Consider the following 17,868-nt stretch of genomic DNA (forward strand, 5'->3'; position numbering starts at 1 on the left):
TGCGTACTTTTACTGGCGTTGTGTGATGGACTGGTGGAGGAACTGTGAGGCTCGGGGCGCTAAATCTTCACGTAGATGCGACGGTGGTCCAGCCACGCCACCACGCCCCACCAGAACAGAACGAAGCCGGAAGCGCACAGCAGCGAGGCCAGGCTGGGATGCGCCGGCATCAGGCCGACCAGCCCGCCATTGCAGGCCGCCCACGCGCCGCTGGCGATCATCACCAGCGCCATCACGCTCGAGCCGAGGTAGGCCGCAATCGCATTCACACCAAAACGCCGGCCCAGTGCCGGCCAGCCCTGCCGGTCCACCAGTTGATGCGCCAGCAACAAGCCGGCAACCGAGAGCCCGCCAGTGACCAGTACGTAGGTGGGCGTCCACAGGTTCTTGTTCAAGGGCAGCCCGCCAGGAACACATGCGGCAACCACGCCCAGCACCAAGCAGCCCGCCCCCATCGCTGCCAGTGGGCCCAGCCTTCCCGCACGCAGCCAGCGGCCGGCGATCAGCCCCAGCAACGTGGTCGCCAATGCACCCAGCGTGCTGAGCAGGCCTTCGGGGTCGTGGCCCAGCCCGGTGACCGGGTTGTACTTGTACAGGTAGGGCGCAAACAGCGCGGTGTCCAGTCGGCTGACCGGGTTGCGCCACGGTTCCAGCGTGTCGGCGGCCAGCAATATGGCCGCATATCCCAGCAGCAGCGCCGTCAGCACCGCCCACTGCGCGCGCGGCCGCAGGTAGATGGCCAGCAGCCCCACCCCACCCACGCACAATGCGATCCGTTGCAGCACACCCCATGGCCGGTACGCCGGCAGCGCGAACAGCCACCACGCCAGCACATGCAGCAGCAGCCCCGCCACCAGAATGCGCAACGCACGCTTCAACAGCGCAGCGCGCAGCACAGGGCGAACCGATACGTCCTGCGCACGCGGCTCCACGCTGAAGGCCAGCGAGACCCCGGCAATGAACAGGAACAGCGGGAAGATCAGGTCGGTTGGGGTAAAGCCATGCCAGTCGGCATGCAGCAGGGGCGCATACACGTGCGCCCAATCGCCGGGATTGTTGACCAGCAGCATCGCCGCCACGGTCAAGCCGCGCAGGGCATCAATCGAGCCCATGCGCGAGGTGGCGGGGGCGTTCATGCGTCCTCGCGCTGGCCGGCAATCCAGGTCGTGCGCACCTGCAGCGCGTCATCCAGCAGCACCAGATCCGCCTGGTAGCCTTCGGCAATTTCGCCCAGGCGGTCATCCAGGTTGAGGAACTGCGCCGGATAACGTGCGGCCATGCGCGCGGCTTCTTCCAGCGGCAGGCCGAGCTGCTGCACGGCATTGCGCACCGCAGTGGCCATGTCCAGCGCGGAGCCCGCCAGCGAGCCGGCCGCATTGCGCACCACCCCGTCCACCGCGGTGATCACCTCACCGTAGAGTTCATAGCTGGGGTCGTCCGCACCCACCGGCGGCATCGCGTCGGTGACCAGCATCACCTTGCCGCGCGGCTTGGCCGCCAGCGCCACGCGCAGGCTGGCCGGATGCACGTGCACGCCGTCGGCAATGATGCCAACCCAGCTGTCGCGGTCTTCCAGCGCCGCGCCCACCGCGCCCGGCTCACGTCCGGTGAGCGGCGACATCGCGTTGTACAGGTGGGTGAAGCCGCGGATGCCGGCGTCCAGCCCCGCCCTCGCCTCTTCATAAGTAGCTGCGGTGTGTCCGGCCGCGACAATCACGCCGCGCTCAACCAGCGCACGGATGCTTTCCAGCGGCACCCGCTCCGGGGCCAGGGTCAGCAAGGTCACACCGTTGTCCAGCGACGCCGCCATTGCGATCTCATCTGCGTCAGGCGCCCGGAACTTGTCCGGGTTGTGCGTGCCTTTGCGCGCCGGGGCAATATACGGCCCCTCCAGATGGATGCCGAGCACACCCGGCACCTTGGTCTCGATGGCTTCGCGGGTCGCGGCAATCGCCGTGCGCATCACCTCGACGTCGTCGCTGATCAGCGTCGGCAGCAGACCCGTCGTGCCAAAGCGCCGGTGCGCGGCCGCCAGCGTACGCAGGCTTTCCACATCGGGCGTGTTGTTGAACAGCACGCCACCGCCACCGTTGACCTGCGCGTCGATGAAACCCGGCAGCAGCCAGCCACCGCCCAGATCGACCTGTTCGTCTGCGCTGCCCAGCTGCGGCGCGGCGTCACTGACCAGTGCGGTGATCACACCGTCTTCGATCACCACAGCCAGGTCATCGCGGAACTCATCGCCAGCCAGAATGCGGGCATTGCGCAGTACGGTTTTCATCAAACGGTTTCCGTAACCTTGTTCAGATGCGGCGGCAGATCTGGATTATGCCCGCGCCGCAGCGCCAACGCGTTGATCGCGCGGTAGAAGCTCTGCACCACCAGCAGCGGCGCACACGCCGGGTGCGGGGCCTGCGGCTGGGCCAGGTCGCCATCGGGCGCGGCCAGCCACACCTGCGCGTTGCGATTGGCAAACTCGGCCGCCACCGCGCGGGTGCCGGCACCGGTTTCATCGGGCTGGGCAAAGGCCAACACCGGGAAGCCCGGGCCCACCAGCGCCATCGGGCCGTGCTTGACCTCGGCCGAACTGTACGCCTCGGCGTGCAGGCCGCAGGTTTCCTTGAACTTCAGTGCCGCTTCCTGGGCGGCACCCAGGCCCAGCCCACGGCTGATCACGAACAGGTTATGTGCCGGAACCAGACCTTCGGTCAGCGCGCTCCAGTCGCTGCTCCAAGCCTCGCGCAGGGCGGCCGGCAGCGCATCCAGCGCGGCAACCAGCGCCTTGTCATCGCTCCAGTACGCCACCAGCTGCAGGATCGCCGACAGCGAAGCCAGGTAACTCTTGGTCGCAGCCACGCTGCGTTCGGCACCCGCACCCAGCGGAATCACGGTTTCAGCCAGCTGCGCCAGCGGCGAGTCTTCCACGTTCACCAGCGCCACCACACGCGCACCAGCGGCACGCGCCGCTTCAGCGTTGCGCAGCAGGTCCGGGCTTTTGCCCGACTGCGAGATCACGATGTACAGCGCACCACGCAGCTGCAGCGGCGCTTCGTACACCGAGCCCACCGACGGCGATGCCGAAGCAGTCACCAGCCCCAGCCGGGTTTCCAGCAGGTACTTGGCATAGGTGGCCGCGTGGTCGGAACTGCCGCGTGCACAGGTCACCACGAACGGCGGCGGGGCCGCGCGCAGGCTGGCGGCCAGGGTCTGTACCGCCTGCTGGTTGCGCGCGAACTGCGCGGCGATCACGTCGGCCGCTTCAGCGGCTTCGCGGAACATCAGGGTGTCGTGGGGAGCAGGCAGTGACATGCAGGTCTCAGGGAATATCGGGCGTGGGAGGCCGTGCGCCGGCCGGGCGCATCGGGGCAGTGGAACCGCGCACCACCAGTTGCGGCACGAAGCCCTGGTTGTGCAGCGGCGAAGCATTTTCGTCGTAAGCGTCACTGCGCAGCTGCGCGATCAGCAGACGCGCCGCGTGGCGGGCGATGTCTTCGGTGGCCTGTTTGGCGGTGGTCAGCGGCGGCCACGACTGGCGCGAGAACGGGCTGTCCTCGAATCCGGCAATGGAGAGGTCATATGGCACGTTCATGCCGGCCGACTTGGCCGCCGCCAGCACGCCGGCGGCGATTTCGTCATTGGAGCCGAAGATTGCGGTGGGCGGCTCGCGCAGCGCCAACAGCCGGCGCGCACCACGGAAGCCATCGTCGAAGGTGTAGTCGCCCGGCACCACCAGGTGCTTGTCCACGGTCATGCCGTAGTCCTTCAGTGCCGCCTCGTAGCCCGCGTAGCGCTCGCCCGAGGAGCGGTGCGAGGTGCCGCCCCACAGGAAACCGATGCGCTGGTGGCCGAGCTGGATCAGGTGTTCGGTGATTTCATAGGCGGCTTCACGGTCGTCCACGAACACGCAGGCTCCGTCGGCCGGGTCTTCGGTAGCGGCGATGATGCGCACCAGCTTGATCCCACGCGCAGTGAGCGCGGCAACCAGGTCGCGGCGCTCGGACATCGGCGCGGTCAGCACCAGCCCGGCCAGCCGCGAACGCTGCACCCAGTCAGCCAGTTCTTCGGCCAGCATCGGTGAACTGGAATCACACGGGTGGATCTGCAGGCCGAAGCCGGTTTCGCGGCACGCCGCCAACACCCCGTTCTGCACCCCGATGATGTGGTACGGGTTCGGGTTGTCGTAGACCAGCCCCACCACCAGGGTGGTGCCAGTGCGCAGATTGCGCGCGGCCGGATCCGGTTCGTAGTCCAGCTCGGCAATGGCACGCAGCACGCGCGCACGCGTGGCCTGCATCACCGAGGGTTCATTGTTGATGACCCGGGATACCGTCTTCAACGACACTTTGGCCCGTTCGGCGACATCCTTGATGGTCGCTCTGCGCATTGGGGTTTCCTGCGGGTTCCGTGGAGCGTCCATGATCGCCGATCAGGCCGCGTCGCGGGGCAGGCCAATCCGATAGCCGCGCAGCGAATAGAACAGGATGTACAGGTAGCAGGGCACCATCAGCCCGGCGAACACCCATTGGAAGTCGAAGTGCTGCTTCAGCACCGCGAACGCCTGCGGAATGATCGCGCCTCCGGCGATGGCCATCACCAGCAGCGCCGAGCCGGTCTCGGTGAAGCGCCCGAGCCCACGGATCGCCAGCGGGAAGATCGCCGGCCACATCATCGCGTTGGCAAAGCCCAGTGCGGCCACGAAGCCCACCGACACATAGCCGTGGGTGAACAGCGCGCCAATGCAGAACAGCACGCCCAGCGTGGCGGAAATGCTCAGGTACTTCGACTGCGAGACCAGGTGCGGAATCACCAGCAGGCCGACAATGTAACCGGCCAGCATCGCCGCCAGGGTGATCGAGGTGAACAGCTTGGTCTGGTCCAGCGGCAGGTCGAAACCATGCCCGTAGGTGCCGATCGCATCACCGGCCATCACCTCTACGCCGACGTAGACGAACAGGCACATTACGCCCAGCCACAGGTGCGGGAACTGGAAGATGCTGGTGCGCTCACGCGTGCCCGGTGCCGCCGGCGGGGTGGCATTGGCTTCAGAGGTCTTCAGTTCCGGCAGCGGCGAAAACAGCACCGCCACCGCCAGCACCACCAGCAGCCCGGCCATGCCCATGTACGGGGCCTGGATCTTGCTGGCAAAGCCGTCCAGCAGGGTGGCGCGGGTGGCGGCGTCGGCCGCGGCGACCTGGTCGGCCAGATCGCCGATGCCGTGCAGCACCAGCGAGCCGATCAGCAGCGGAGCCAGAATGCCGGCGATCTTGTTGCAGATGCCCATCAGCGCGATGCGGCGCGCGGCGGTTTCAATCGGGCCGAGAATGCTGATGTACGGGTTCACCGCGGTCTGCAGCAGGGCGAGGCCACTGCCGATGACGAACAGCCCGCTGAGCGCGCCCGGGTACCAGCGCTGCTGTGCGTAGTGCGCGAACAGCACCGCGCCGACCGCCATCACCAGCAGGCTCAGGCTCAATCCCTTCTTCATGCCGGTTCGCTTGAGGATCCACGCGGCCGGCAGGGCCAGGAAGAAGTAGGACAGGTAAAACACCATCAACACCAGGAACGCGCCCACCTCGTCCAGCTCGAAGGCCAGCTTGACGAAGGTGATCAGCGGCCCGTTGAGCCAGGTGAAGAAGCCGATCAGGAAGAACAACACCCCGATGATGAGGATCGAGGTGGTAACGCTCGAACGCGCGGAAGCGGCAGGCACGGCAGACATCGGAAGGGCTCCTGCATCGACGGTGCGCGAAGGCGGCGTCGGAAGAGTGGCTGGGAACAACGTTGTCACATTTATTCGACGGGGCACCCAGGTTTGTCAACAAGCGCCGCAACACGCCACACATGTAATCGATTTCACAAGGGCTCGGGCGTTGCACTGCACAATCGAAAGTGAGAGGTTATCGTTGACATCGTTGTCAGAACGATTACAGACTCCGCCTCAATCGCCGGGTTTGTTACCTGGTCGTTACGAACCCTCAAGGGAGCCCGTGTGACCGCAGCCGCCCCAGCCGTACCGGCCAGTGCCGCCGCCCCTGCCCCGGTGCCGTTCCTGGCCGCCGACGTGGGCGGCACCCATGTGCGCGTGGCCCGCGTGCAGGCCAGCACCGACCCGGCCCATCCGGTGCAGGTGCTGGAGTACCGCAAGTTCCGCAACGCCGAGTACCCCGGCCTGAGTGCCATCCTCGATACCTTCCTGGCCGACGGCCCGCGCCCCGCGCACTGCGTGGTGGCCACCGCCGGCGTGGCGCGCGAGGACGGCACCGTGATCACCGCCAACGTGCCGTGGCCGCTGTCGGCTCGCCGCATCGAGCAGGACGTTGGCCTGGACCACGTATTCATCGTCAACGACTTCGAGGCCGTGGCCTACGCCGCCGCCCAGGTCGATGCCAGCGGCGTGCTGCAGTTGACCGGCCCGGCCACCGCCCCGCGCGGCCCGACCCTGGTGGTCGGCCCCGGCACCGGCCTGGGTGCGGCGGTGTGGATCCCCACCGCGCACGGCCCGGTGGTGTTGGCCACCGAAGCCGGCCAGCCGACCCTGGCGGTCAGTACCGAACTGGAAATGGCGATCGTGCGGCAGATGCAGCGCGAGCACGCGCATGTGTCGGTTGAGCACGCGCTGTCCGGACCCGGGCTGATGAATCTGTATCGCGCTCTGTGCGCGTTGAACGACCAGACCTCCACCCTGGCCAGCCCGGATGCGATCACCGCCGCCGCCATGGCCAATACCGATGCAATGGCGCGCGAAAGCCTGCAGGTGTTCTGCGGGTTGCTCGGCAGCACCATTGGCGACATGGCCCTGCAGTACGGCGCGTCCGGCGGCGTCTACCTGGCCGGCGGCATCCTGCCGCAGATCCGCGAATTCCTGTTGAACAGCACCTTCGTTGCCCGGTACCTCAACAAAGGACCGATGCGCGAGGCGCTGGAACGCATTCCCGTGAAGGTGGTCGAGCACGGGCAACTGGGCGTCATCGGCGCCGCCAGCTGGTACCTCGGCCGCAGCAACGCCTGAGCGCGCCTTACGGCGCACGGGACCTGCAACACGCTCCACGCAATGCCTGTTCGAACCACCACCACAGCTGCACACCGCACGCCGTCGCTGGCGCACATAGATTGATGAGGAGAGACATCATGAACCACCGCAAGAGCCTGCTTTCGGCAGCCATCTTCAGCTGTATCGCATTCAGCGCGCACGCGCAGGACGCCGCCCAGACCAGCCCGACCGACCTGGACACCATCCAGGTGACCGGTATCCGCGGCTCGATGGAAAAGTCGCTGGACACCAAGCGTGAGGCCAATGCCCGCCTGGAAGTGGTCACCGCCGAAGACGTGGGCAAGCTGCCCGCGCACAATGTGGCCGATACCCTGCAGCGCCTGCCCGGCGTGAACATCAGCTCGGCCAGCGCCGACGAAGGCGGCTTCGACGAAGCCGACCGCGTCAGCCTGCGCGGCACCAGCCCCAGCCTGACCCAGACCCTGATCAACGGCCACACCGTCGGCTCGGCCGACTGGTTCGTGCTCAGCCAGGGCAACAACGTGGGCCGCAGCGTCAGCTACTCGCTGCTGCCGTCCGAGCTGGTCAGCTCGGTGGAAGTGAACAAGTCCTCGCAGGCCAAGCTGCAGGACGGTGGCACCACCGGTACCGTCAACATCATCACCCGCACCCCGCTGCAGTTCTCCAAGCAGTTCAGCGCTGAGGCCTCGGTGGGTGCGGTGCGTTCGGACCAGGCTGAATCGACCGACCCGCAGTACTCGGCGCTGTTCAACTACAAGAACGACGAAGGCAACTTCGGCGTACTGCTGCAGGCGTTCTACCAGAAGCGCGAACTGCGCCGTGAAGCGCAGGAAATTCCGGGCGGCTTCACCAAGATCGCCGCGACCGATCCGGTGGCCGCCACCAATCCGGACCTGATCGGCGTCAGCGTGCCTGGCCTGCTGGGTTCGACCCTGTTCGAGCAGACCCGCGAGCGCAAGGGCGGCCTGCTGACCATCCAGTTCAAGCCGACCGATGCGCTTAACCTGTCGTTGAGCGGCTTCACCTCCGAGCTGGAAGCCAACAACTACAACCGCAACTTCATGCTGTGGGGCGGCAACTTCGCCAAGTCGCAGGCACCGAACCCGGGCTACACCGTGGTGGACGGCGTGCTGACCAACGCGACCTACGCCGGCGTGCCGGGCACCAACTACGGTGTCTACGACATGATCTACCGCGAAGCCACCGCCAAGACCAGCTACGTCACCTTTGATGCCGACTGGCAGATCAACGACACCCTGGATGCCAAGTTCCAGGCCGGTACCACCAAGGGCACCGGCGAGACCCCGCGCCAGTTCATCGCTGAAGTCACCCTGGGCCAGGGCGGCGGTGCCAGCTGGGCCACCCACGGTGCGGGTTCGCCTGTGGACTGGAACATCGGCGGCGACATCAGCCCGAACGGCGTGACCAGCTTCGGCACCTGGGGCAACCAGCTGGTGAAGGCCGAGGACAAGGAAGACTGGGCCACCCTGGACTTCAGCCAGTACTTCAGCGCCGGCACCCTGAGCTCCATCGATTTCGGCGTGCGCTTCGCCGACCACGAACGCGAAGCACTGTCGCCGGAAGGTGCCACCCCGGGCGACATCTGGGCCGCACTGGAAGGCAGCGCCACCGGCAACTACCCGAGCGGCTTCGCCGGCGATGTGGGCGGCACCTTCCCGCGCAACATCTGGTACTACACCCCGGATGCGCTGAAGACCGCCATCATCAACAACTCCACCTGGCTGGCCGGCAATGACGGCCCGACCGGTCGTCACAACTACGGTGCCGAGTGGAAGGTGAAGGAAAAGAACTTTGCCGGCTATGTGCAGGCCAACTTCAGCGGCGACTGGTGGGCCGGTAACGTGGGCCTGCGCTATGTGAACATCAAGCAGGATATCAACAGCTACAACGCCGTGGCCAACGCCGCCGACGCTGATGTGAGCAGCCTGTTCGGCATGTGGGAGCGCACCGCGTTCGAAAACAAGCACGACCGCGTACTGCCTAGCGCCAACATCAAGTTCGACCTGGACGATGACCTGGTCCTGCGCGTAGCTGCTTCGCAGACCCAGACCCTGCCGGACTACTCGGCACTGGGCGCATCCTCGTGGGGTTCGGACCTGAACCGCACCGGCGGCGGCGGCAACCCGAACCTGAAGCCCACCCTGTCGACCAACCTGGACGCCAACCTGGAGTGGTACTTCATGCCGCGCGGCCTGCTGTCGGTCGGTGCGTACCACATGGACATGAAGGACTACATTGCCTTCGACGTGGTCAAGCGCCAGCTGTACAGCGAGCTGACCAACCAGCTGGAAACGTATGACATCTCCACCCCGATCAATGCCGACGGCAAGGTCACCGGTGTGGAAGTGGCCTACGAACAGCCGATTGGCGACTACTTCGGCTTCAACGCCAACTACACCTATGCTGACGGCAACACCGACCACACCTGGTCGGACGGAACCCACAACCTGCTCGGCACCTCGAAGAACACCTACAACGTGGGCGCGTACTTCGAAAACGAGCGCTTCGGCGCACGCGTCAGCTACACCCACCGTTCGTCGTTCCTGATCAGCCTGTCCGGTACCAACCCGTACTACCAGGATGATTTCGGCACGCTGTCGGCGTCGCTGAACTTCAAGGCCACCGACTGGCTGAGCATCAGCCTGGACGGCCTGAACCTCAACAACCCGACCTACAAGTACTACCAGAGTGCGGCGATTCCGACCTCGTTCTACTCCAACGGCCGCCAGTACTACCTGAACTTCCGCTTCAAGTACTGATCGCCGCATAACCCGCTGCACCCCGAAAACGGGCCCGGACCTCCGGGCCCGTTTTCACAGGTAAGATCAAAACCGCACCAAAAGGAATGACCCGATGCACACCCGCACCCGTCGTACCTCGCTGTCGCTGCTGTCGTTCGCACTGGCACTCTCTCTCGCCCCGCTGGCTCACGCCACCGACGCCCAGGCCCCGGAAGGCCCGCGCGCCCTGCCCGGCTCACTGCCGCTGCTGCCGGCACCGGCGCACCTGGAGAAACTGGCGGGAGCGGGCTACACCGTCACTGCTGCCACCCCGTTGCACGCCCAAGGCGACGCCGCGCAGCGCGTGGCCGGCCTGTTCGCCACGCAGCTGAAGAACAGCGGCGGCCCTGCGTTGACCGTATCGTCGGCGCGCGGCAAGGACGGCATCCGCCTGGTGCTGGACACCACCCTCAAGACCGGTACGGAGGGCTACCAGCTGCGCAGCGATGCGCGCGGAGTCACCGTGCAGGCCGCCACCGAAGCCGGCCTGTTCTACGGCGCGGCCACCCTTTCGCAGCTGCTCACCAGCGGCACCAGCGGCCAGCTGCCCGCGCTGAAGATCGACGACGCACCTCGCTTCAGCTGGCGCGGCCTGATGCTGGATTCGGCCCGCCATTTCCAGAGCCTGGACGAGATCAAGCGCGTGCTCGACGCAATGGCCGAGCAGAAGCTCAACACCTTCCACTGGCATCTGACCGATGACCAGGGCTGGCGCATGGAGATCAAGCGCTACCCGAAGCTGACCGAAGTGGGCAGCTGCCGTCTGCCGGCCGGGGATGGCGGCCGCGACCCGGCCACCGGCACAGAGCGCCCGTACTGCGGTTTCTACACGCAGGACCAGATCCGCGAAGTCATTGCTTACGCAGCGGCCCGCCACATCCAGGTGATCCCGGAGATCGACGTACCGGGCCACGCCACCGCAGCGATTGCGGCGTACCCGGAGCTGGGCACGATTGACACGCCGCTGAAGCCGATCAGCGAATGGGGCGTGTTCCCGAACCTGTTCAACACGGAAGAAAGCACGTTCCAGTTCCTGGAGAACGTGCTGGAGGAAGTGATTGAACTGTTCCCGGCCAAGTACGTCCACGTGGGTGGCGACGAGGCAGTGAAGGACCAGTGGGAAGCCTCTGCGCGCGTGCAGGCGCGGATGAAGGAAGTGGGTGCGGGCAACGAGAATGAAATGCAGGCCCACCTGATCAAGCGGCTGGAAAAGTACCTGGAACAGCACGACCGTCGTTTGATCGGCTGGGACGAGATTCTGGAAGGCGGCCTGCCGCCGGAAGCAACGGTGATGTCGTGGCGCGGCACCGAGGGCGGCCTGAAGGCGGCCAGCGAGGGGCATGACGTGATCATGTCGCCGGTGACCGACATGTACATGGACTACCTGCAGACGAACTCGGAGAACGAACCGCCGGGTCGCCCGCTGAGCACGCCGCTGGGCCGGGTGTACGGTTTCGAGCCGGTGCCGGACGCGCTGGCGCGCGACAAGCAGCAGCACATCCTCGGCCTGCAGGCGAACATGTTCACCGAGCACACGCGCAGCTATGCGCGCCTGCAGCACAACCTGCTCCCGCGCCTTGCAGCGGTGGCGGAAACCGGCTGGTCGCCGCGCGAGCGCCGCGACTTCGCCGACTTCCTGGCCCGCCTGCCGACCCAGCTGCAGCGCTGGCAGGCGATGGGCATTGCGTACGCACAGACGCCGTTCGAGGTGGAAGCGGATGTCACCGACGACCGCAAGGCAGGCACGGCGACGTTGGCATTGCGCACGCCGCTGAACTACGAGATCCGTTACAGCGTGGACGGCAGCCCGGTGACAGCGCAGTCGCCGCGCTACACGGCTCCGCTGACCCAGCCGCTGCCGGTCGGCGTGCAGGCAGCCACCTTCTTCGACGGCAAGGCGCTGGCGAAGGCGGCGAGCCGCTTCGACATCACGGCCAGCTCGCTGCTGACCCGAAATGACGAGCATCTGGACCTCTGCCCGGCCGAGGGCAAGCTGCTGCTGCGACTGGAAGATGATGGTCCGGCGAACGGCCCGCGCGCGGTGTTCAACGTGAACATATTCAACCCGTGCTGGTACTGGCAGAACGCGAATGTGGACGGCATCGGCAAGGTGCGGGTGCGTGCAGGCAACATTCCGTACTACTTCCAGCTGGCCCACGACGAGCCGCAGCGCCGGTTCGAGAAGGCACGCAGCGCACATGGCGAGATGGACATCCTGAGCGGCCAGTGCGATGGCAAGCCGCTGGCAACGGTGCCGCTGCCGGCCAAGCCCGATGCGGACGGCTTCATCACGCTGGAAGCCGCCCTGCCGCGTTCGCTGAACGGCACACAGAACCTGTGCGTCCGCTTCACCGGCGACACCCGCCCGACGATGTGGGTCTTGGACGAGCTCACCTTGCTGCCGCGCTGATCGCGCCGCTAACAACCCGCCGCCCACGCCCTCCCGGCTGGGCGGCCATGGGAACAACGATGTGCCGGCACCCTGGACGCCATGGGGCTGCTTGCGCTTTGGTGGGATCGGTCGACAGACGATCGCCGTGAATTGGTCAACGTCCTTTAACGCATGGACCCCCAACCGAAATCGCGTCTCTCCGGGCCCAAATGTCGCCTCCGGCCCGTTCACGCGCCACCGCCACCCACCCAACGATCCGCTTCACAACACACGCCCCAAATCGGAACCACCCATCTTCTGGTGTCATCCACGACACCTCGCTACGCATTCAACTCTTCCGCAAATCGCCACGCGCCAATTACGTCGCACGATTTGCGCATCCAGCACACAGCCGCGACGATGCGTAGGAATTATCTGATGTGCACCGCCCCTCATCTGCTGCAGTGTTGTCCCCGGAGCGTAGAAACTCCTAAGAGTTAGCAGTTGATGCCCTGCGTGGGAGATGTCGTGTCCTACGTCGGGAGGGTGGCTAATAAAACACCCCCGTAAGGGGGGAATACGCCCGCCGGCTTTTGCTGACTCTACGGTTTCTAACCTCCCGACCCCTCGTCGCCCTGACGGGGGTCGCATCTCACAGGAGGCATGCCATGCAGACACACTGGCCAGACACACCCGCGAACGATGACGTCGCACCTGCGCGACCTGAAGCCACCACTGGTGCCGGCGAATCATCGCCAAATACCTGCGTACGCCACGTTGAAATCCTGCTCATGCGCATAGGTTTCTGTAGCGACGCGCCATGCGCGTCGGCATGAAGCCAGCATCGTTCGCAATGCCCGCGTGTGCGGGGCACCGCGTACGTAAACGAGAACAACCATGAACAACAACATCCCCCGGCGCAGTGCCCGGGCAGGTCGCCCGTGCGCGTTTAGATCGCGCCTATCCGTCAACGGTCATGCGTTACCGTGCCGATTACCGTTATCGGCGGTCGTCTGTCGACCGACCCTACCGATTTTCAGGCATTTCGTGCGCGTCGTTTACACCGCCCGAGGCGTGCGCTCCCCAACGGTACATCGCAGAGATTCCCATGAACACTTCGCCACATCCGCGCGCAAAACGCCACAACCCAAAGACCTCACCCCGTAGCGAACAGCTTCCACCGCTACACCCCGGCGACATCCTCACCGAAGACTTCATGCGTCCACTGAAGCTCTCCGGTCGCGCCCTCGCCTGCGCCATTGGCGTCTCCCACTCCCGCATCGCCACCATCGCCTCACGCAAGGCCGCCATCACCGCGGACACCGCGATCCGTCTTGGCCAGTACTTCGACACTTCGCCGTGGTTCTGGATGAACCTGCAGGTCAGGTTTGATCTTGAAACCGCGCAGGTACCGGCAGGCCGCATCGTGCCGCACAGCTGCGAGGAGGTGCGCACATGGTGATCAAGCGCTTTCGTCATATTCTTCCCGGCTACACGCGCCCCGCAACCACGCGGCCACGCCCGCCGCTTCCCCCGGTGCCGCGCAGCCTACGCTCCGCGCTGAAGAACCACCCAGATCACATCGAGCGCCTGCAGATGGCCCTGCATGGAGTGAGCGTGGCACCCACCACGCGCCTGCCGCGCATCGAAATGGCGGTATGGGCGATTGAGGATCGCCTGTCGCGATTTCTGGCCGAAGCCAAACAGGAGTTGGATTCCGCCCGCTGCAGCGGCGATGCCGAGCGTTTCGCACGCGCGGAGGAGGTCGAAGCATTGATGACACACCTGTGTCGCAAGAACACATGGATGGGCGACGAAGTCTTCGCCGCCTGGTTCCGCAGCCTGTAGAGACGCGCCATGCGCGTCTGGCGGCACCATGCCCATTGACGACCGGATCGCACTCAACTGACCGCCTCCAACGCGCCATGCTCCGGTAGGGTCGGTCGATAGACGACCGCCGATAACGGTGATCCGCGCGGTAACGCATGACCTTGAACGTAGAAGCGCGCCTGCGTTCGATGGTCATGCGTTTTAGCAGCGATGACTGGTAGCAGCGGTCGTCTATCGACCGACCCTACCGCACCTTCCGCATGGATCACGTGTCATTAACGCGCCCTGGGCGCAGCATCGGCGTGCGGGGGCGCGCGCAATAGTAAGCGGGGACTTGATATGCCAACCACTTTCGAAGGACTGGACATCCAGCCGGCTTACCAACCGTCAGAGGACACAACCGTCGGCGAGCTGCAAGATCGCGAGATCAGCCGAAGGTTTTCACAGATGCTTGTAGAGCAGCTCATAGAAAGGTGGCAGACGGGTGATTGCATTGCACTGAAGGTTGAAACGACTCGCCGCATCATTCGCGTTACAGGTGCCGTTCGATCCCAAGCCCTGTATGACCAGATCCACGAGGTCATCAATCCCATCAATCAAGCCCAGGCGGGAGCTGTCGACAGTTCGGGAGTCAAGATCGATTCCGCACTGGCGCCCCGAGCGCGCTGAACGCGTAATGGTAGCGTCGGTCGACAGACGACGGCCGACATCAATCGTGCGCACGGTAACGCATGACCTCCAACGTAGAAGCGCCTCTGCGTTCGATGGTCATGCGTTATGGCAGTGATGATTGTTGTCGGCGGTCGTCTGTCGACCGACCCTACCCGACCTCACAGTACAAGTGGTGCGGGAATTCCGCGCGCCTCCAATCGGCGTGCGATTACCCCTTCAACCGCACCAGCAGATCCCGCAACGGGGTAAATCGGATCGCCATTCCAGCAATCACCCCAAGCGTATTAGCCACCGCGTCCGCCGGATCCGCACTGCGATTATCCGTCAACGCCCCCTGCGCAAACTCAACTCCAATTCCCATCAACACCAACCCGACCGCAGCCAACCACAACGCCGCACGCGTGCGATAGATCTGCACAGCAGACCCTGCCAGCAGGAAGTACGCCAGGAAATGCTCCACCTTGTCGCTGTTCTTCGGCAGGTCCGGCAGCGGCGGCGGTGGAATCAGGCAGACCACGATCACGCTGATCACCGCCAGCCACCACACCCCCAGCCAGAACCGCGGCCGCCGCAGCGGCTTCAACATCCCTGTCATGGTCATCTCACAGTCGCCAGGTCAGATCGCCGAGCAGGAACGAGGCATCCATGCTCACGTCACGCTGGAAACCCATCACCTGGAAGCGCTCGCCCATCTCGGTGGGCAGAGTCAGCTTTTTCACCTGATCGCGCAGACGCAGCTTGCCGACCTCATCGGTACGCTCTTCAGCCAGCGCCAGCAGCCGGTCAAGCCCGTTGCCGAGCAGGAAGCTGGACTGGGTGCAGTAACCGGCCAGCTCGAACCCTGCACCGGTGCCGGCCTCGGCCAAGGCGGTGAAATCCACCGAGGCGGTGATGTCCTGCAGGCCCGGCCACTTGTAGACGTCGTTGTGCACATGGTGGCGATAGAACGCACGCACCGTGCCGTCGTCGCGCTCGGGCTGGTAATACTCGTGGCGCGGGTAGCCGTAATCGACAAACAGCATGGCCCCGCGCTTCAGACCACCCGCCACCGCCTGGATCCAGTACGGCAGCTGCGGCAGCAATTCGGAACGGTAGCCATCGGCAAACGGCTGGCCGAGGTAACGCTCGACATGGCGCACGGCGGCGCTGAGCAGCGCATCGGCCGGCTGCGCGCCACGCATGAAGGCCCCTTCGGCATCCAGTTCCACGGTTTCCTCGTGGACCATGCCATCCTTGGCCAGGAAGCGCGGCGTGGGCAGGGCGTCAATCACTTCATTGGCGAACACCATGCCGTCCCAGTCGTCATCGAACGGACGGTCCAGCCATTCCACCAGTGCGAACACCGGCGGAATCAGCGCCTTCTCCAGCCGCTCGCGCTGGCGTTCACGCAGGTCGGCGCTGGGCTCCAGAATGGCGTAGCGCTCGGGCAGCGCATCCAGCTCCAGCAGGCGCTTGAGCATGATCTCGGCAAATGCACCGCTGCCGCCGCCCAGTTCCAGGAAGCGCGCCTGCGGGCCCAGCTGCTGCATCACCGGGGCCACAGCATTGGCCAGCGTGGCGGTGAACAGAGGGCCCATTTCCGGGGCGGTGGTGAAGTCGCCGGCCGGGCCGAACTTGCTGGCACCGGCGCTGTAATAGCCCCAGCCCGGCGCGTACAGACTCAGTTCCATGAAGCGCGAAAACGGCATCACCCCGCCATTGGCAAGGATTTCAGCGCGCAGCGCTTCGCTGAGCTGGTCGCTGTGGGCCAGTGCGTCGGAGTCGGGAAGAGGCAGGGAAGAATGCATGGCGCGGTCGATTGCGGTGACAATGCACAGCATAGCCGAGCAGGGAGACCCCCGATGACCGAAAGCGCACCCGTGGTGCTGATCACCGGCAGCGCGCGCCGGATTGGCGCGGCCATTGCCCGCCAGTTCCATGCCTGCGGCTGGTCGGTGGTGCTGCATGCCAATACCTCAACCGCCGAACTGCAGCAGGCCGCGTTCGACCTGGACATGGTGCGGCCGGGCAGCGTGCTGGCGCTGCAGGCCGACCTGCGCGACACCGCCGCCCTGCCCGACCTGGTGGAACAGGCGGTGGGCCAGTTCGGGCGGCTGGACGCGCTGGTGAACAATGCCTCCAACTTCTACCCCACCCTGCTGGGCCAGATCACCGCCGAGCACTGGGACGACCTGTTCGCAGTGAACGCCCGCGCGCCGCTGCTGCTGGCCCAGGCGGCCGCGCCGCACCTGCGCCGCCAGCAGGGCTGCATCGTCAACCTGACCGACCTGCACGGCACCGACCCGATGCGCGACCACGCGGTGTACAGCGCGGCCAAGGCGGCGCTGGAGATGATCACCCGCTCATTGGCGCTGGAGCTGGCCCCCAAGGTGCGGGTGAACGCGGTGGCCCCGGGCGCGATTCTGTGGCCGGAACAGGGCAAGGATGATTTCGCTCGCCAGGCACTGTTGGCGCGCACGCCGTTGGGGCGGATCGGCACGGTGGAGGAGATCGCCGAGGCGGTGTACTGGCTGGCCAGTGATGCGCCGTTTGTGACCGGGCATACGTTGCGGGTGGATGGGGGGCGGCAGCTGTCGTAAGCCCGGTATCGACCAACGGTCGATACCTACCGAGGCATGCCACATTCAACGGGTTCCGGGCGCGGCATCCGCCGGTAGGTCACGACCGTTGGTCGTGACCGCCGTCCGCCGGCACCAACTCCACCACCTCAAACACCTCATCCCACTGCGCATGCGCCCGCCACAGCGCCGCCAAGGTCAACCCACTCACCGGATCCACAAATTCCGGCGCGATATCCGCCAACGGCTTGATCACAAACGCATGCTTCAGCTCGGGGCGCGGAATGCGCAGGTGTCCCGGGCCTTCCACGATCAGGTCCCCGTAGAACACCACGTCGATGTCCAGGGTGCGATCCGAGAAGCGCGGCCCGCTGCGGTCGCGCCCATGGGCATCCTCCAGCGCGTGAAGCCACGTATCCAGTGCCTCGAGCGGGACGTCGGTCTCGATCGCCACGGCGTTGTTCAGGAAGGCGGGGCCGTCAAAGCCCACCGCCGCCGTACGGTAGGCCGGCGAGACCTTGATCGCGCCAAACCGCGCGCGCAGGGCCTCCACCGCGGCGTGAAGATACTGTTGCGGCTGCAGGTTGCTGCCCAGGCTCAGAAGCACAGTGGTCATGGTGTTCA

At 65.5% G+C, this 17,868-nt stretch carries 15 protein-coding genes; 7 read left to right on the forward strand and 8 right to left on the reverse strand.

The window, feature by feature from the left end; all coding sequences use genetic code 11:
- Window positions 1–59 precede the first annotated feature (59 nt).
- Genes PDM29_RS03940 through PDM29_RS03960 form a run of 5 tightly spaced genes read right to left on the reverse strand, consistent with a single transcriptional unit; the run spans window position 60 to window position 5,719 of the window.
- Window positions 60–1,136 carry an acyltransferase family protein gene (locus tag PDM29_RS03940; RefSeq protein ID WP_311192588.1) on the reverse strand — a complete coding sequence of 359 codons (1,077 nt, stop codon included), beginning with the start codon at window positions 1,134–1,136 and terminating at the stop codon, window positions 60–62.
- Window positions 1,133–2,281, reverse strand: coding sequence for an N-acetylglucosamine-6-phosphate deacetylase (gene nagA / locus PDM29_RS03945; protein WP_311192589.1), 1,149 nt, complete (start codon window positions 2,279–2,281; stop codon window positions 1,133–1,135). Before nagA ends, PDM29_RS03940 begins: the two co-directional genes overlap by 4 nt.
- Entirely contained in the window at window positions 2,281–3,309 is a 1,029-nt protein-coding gene (locus PDM29_RS03950; protein ID WP_311192590.1) for an SIS domain-containing protein, read from the reverse strand. Before PDM29_RS03950 ends, nagA begins: the two co-directional genes overlap by 1 nt.
- Before the next feature lie 7 nt (window positions 3,310–3,316).
- The gene (locus tag PDM29_RS03955) at window positions 3,317–4,384 is read right to left on the reverse strand and encodes a LacI family DNA-binding transcriptional regulator (protein WP_311192591.1); all 1,068 of its coding nucleotides are present in this window, start codon (window positions 4,382–4,384) and stop codon (window positions 3,317–3,319) included.
- 42 nt (window positions 4,385–4,426) lie between these two features.
- Entirely contained in the window at window positions 4,427–5,719 is a 1,293-nt protein-coding gene (locus PDM29_RS03960; RefSeq protein ID WP_311192592.1) for a sugar MFS transporter, read from the reverse strand.
- Window positions 5,720–5,989: 270 nt separating this feature from the next.
- Here PDM29_RS03960 and PDM29_RS03965 point away from each other — a divergent pair, with 270 nt between their 5' ends.
- From PDM29_RS03965 to PDM29_RS03990, 6 genes are all read left to right on the forward strand, one after another.
- Entirely contained in the window at window positions 5,990–7,009 is a 1,020-nt protein-coding gene (locus tag PDM29_RS03965) for a glucokinase family protein (RefSeq protein ID WP_311192593.1), read from the forward strand.
- A gap of 119 nt (window positions 7,010–7,128) precedes the next feature.
- A complete protein-coding gene (locus tag PDM29_RS03970; RefSeq protein WP_311192594.1) occupies window positions 7,129–9,792 on the forward strand; it encodes a TonB-dependent receptor in 2,664 nt (887 codons plus the stop codon).
- 94 nt (window positions 9,793–9,886) lie between these two features.
- On the forward strand, window positions 9,887–12,223 hold the full coding sequence (locus tag PDM29_RS03975; RefSeq protein ID WP_311192595.1) for a family 20 glycosylhydrolase: 2,337 nt from the start codon (window positions 9,887–9,889) through the stop codon (window positions 12,221–12,223).
- A 1,069-nt stretch (window positions 12,224–13,292) separates the two neighbouring features.
- Window positions 13,293–13,646 (forward strand): HigA family addiction module antitoxin, encoded by a 354-nt coding sequence (locus tag PDM29_RS03980; protein ID WP_311192596.1) that lies wholly within the window; start codon window positions 13,293–13,295, stop codon window positions 13,644–13,646.
- Window positions 13,640–14,032, forward strand: coding sequence for a hypothetical protein (locus tag PDM29_RS03985; RefSeq protein WP_311192597.1), 393 nt, complete (start codon window positions 13,640–13,642; stop codon window positions 14,030–14,032). Before PDM29_RS03980 ends, PDM29_RS03985 begins: the two co-directional genes overlap by 7 nt.
- Before the next feature lie 321 nt (window positions 14,033–14,353).
- Window positions 14,354–14,683 (forward strand): hypothetical protein, encoded by a 330-nt coding sequence (locus PDM29_RS03990; protein WP_311192598.1) that lies wholly within the window; start codon window positions 14,354–14,356, stop codon window positions 14,681–14,683.
- A 211-nt stretch (window positions 14,684–14,894) separates the two neighbouring features.
- Here PDM29_RS03990 and PDM29_RS03995 read toward each other — a convergent pair whose 3' ends face one another.
- Together PDM29_RS03995 and PDM29_RS04000 are read right to left on the reverse strand one after the other, a co-directional pair.
- Window positions 14,895–15,281, reverse strand: a complete 387-nt coding sequence (locus tag PDM29_RS03995) for a VanZ family protein (protein WP_311192599.1) — start codon at window positions 15,279–15,281, stop codon at window positions 14,895–14,897.
- 7 nt (window positions 15,282–15,288) lie between these two features.
- Window positions 15,289–16,473 (reverse strand): class I SAM-dependent methyltransferase, encoded by a 1,185-nt coding sequence (locus PDM29_RS04000; protein WP_311192600.1) that lies wholly within the window; start codon window positions 16,471–16,473, stop codon window positions 15,289–15,291.
- A gap of 54 nt (window positions 16,474–16,527) precedes the next feature.
- On the opposite strand from PDM29_RS04000, the gene PDM29_RS04005 reads away from it, so the two are divergent.
- Window positions 16,528–17,265: a pteridine reductase gene (locus PDM29_RS04005; protein WP_311192601.1), complete on the forward strand. Its 738-nt coding sequence runs from the start codon at window positions 16,528–16,530 to the stop codon at window positions 17,263–17,265.
- Window positions 17,266–17,344: 79 nt separating this feature from the next.
- Here PDM29_RS04005 and folK read toward each other — a convergent pair whose 3' ends face one another.
- A complete protein-coding gene (folK, locus tag PDM29_RS04010) occupies window positions 17,345–17,860 on the reverse strand; it encodes a 2-amino-4-hydroxy-6-hydroxymethyldihydropteridine diphosphokinase (RefSeq protein ID WP_311192602.1) in 516 nt (171 codons plus the stop codon).
- Window positions 17,861–17,868: the final 8 nt, after the last annotated feature.

Origin of the sequence: Stenotrophomonas oahuensis, from assembly GCF_031834595.1 — a bacterium.
GTDB classification, from domain to species: Bacteria; Pseudomonadota; Gammaproteobacteria; order Xanthomonadales; family Xanthomonadaceae; genus Stenotrophomonas; species Stenotrophomonas oahuensis.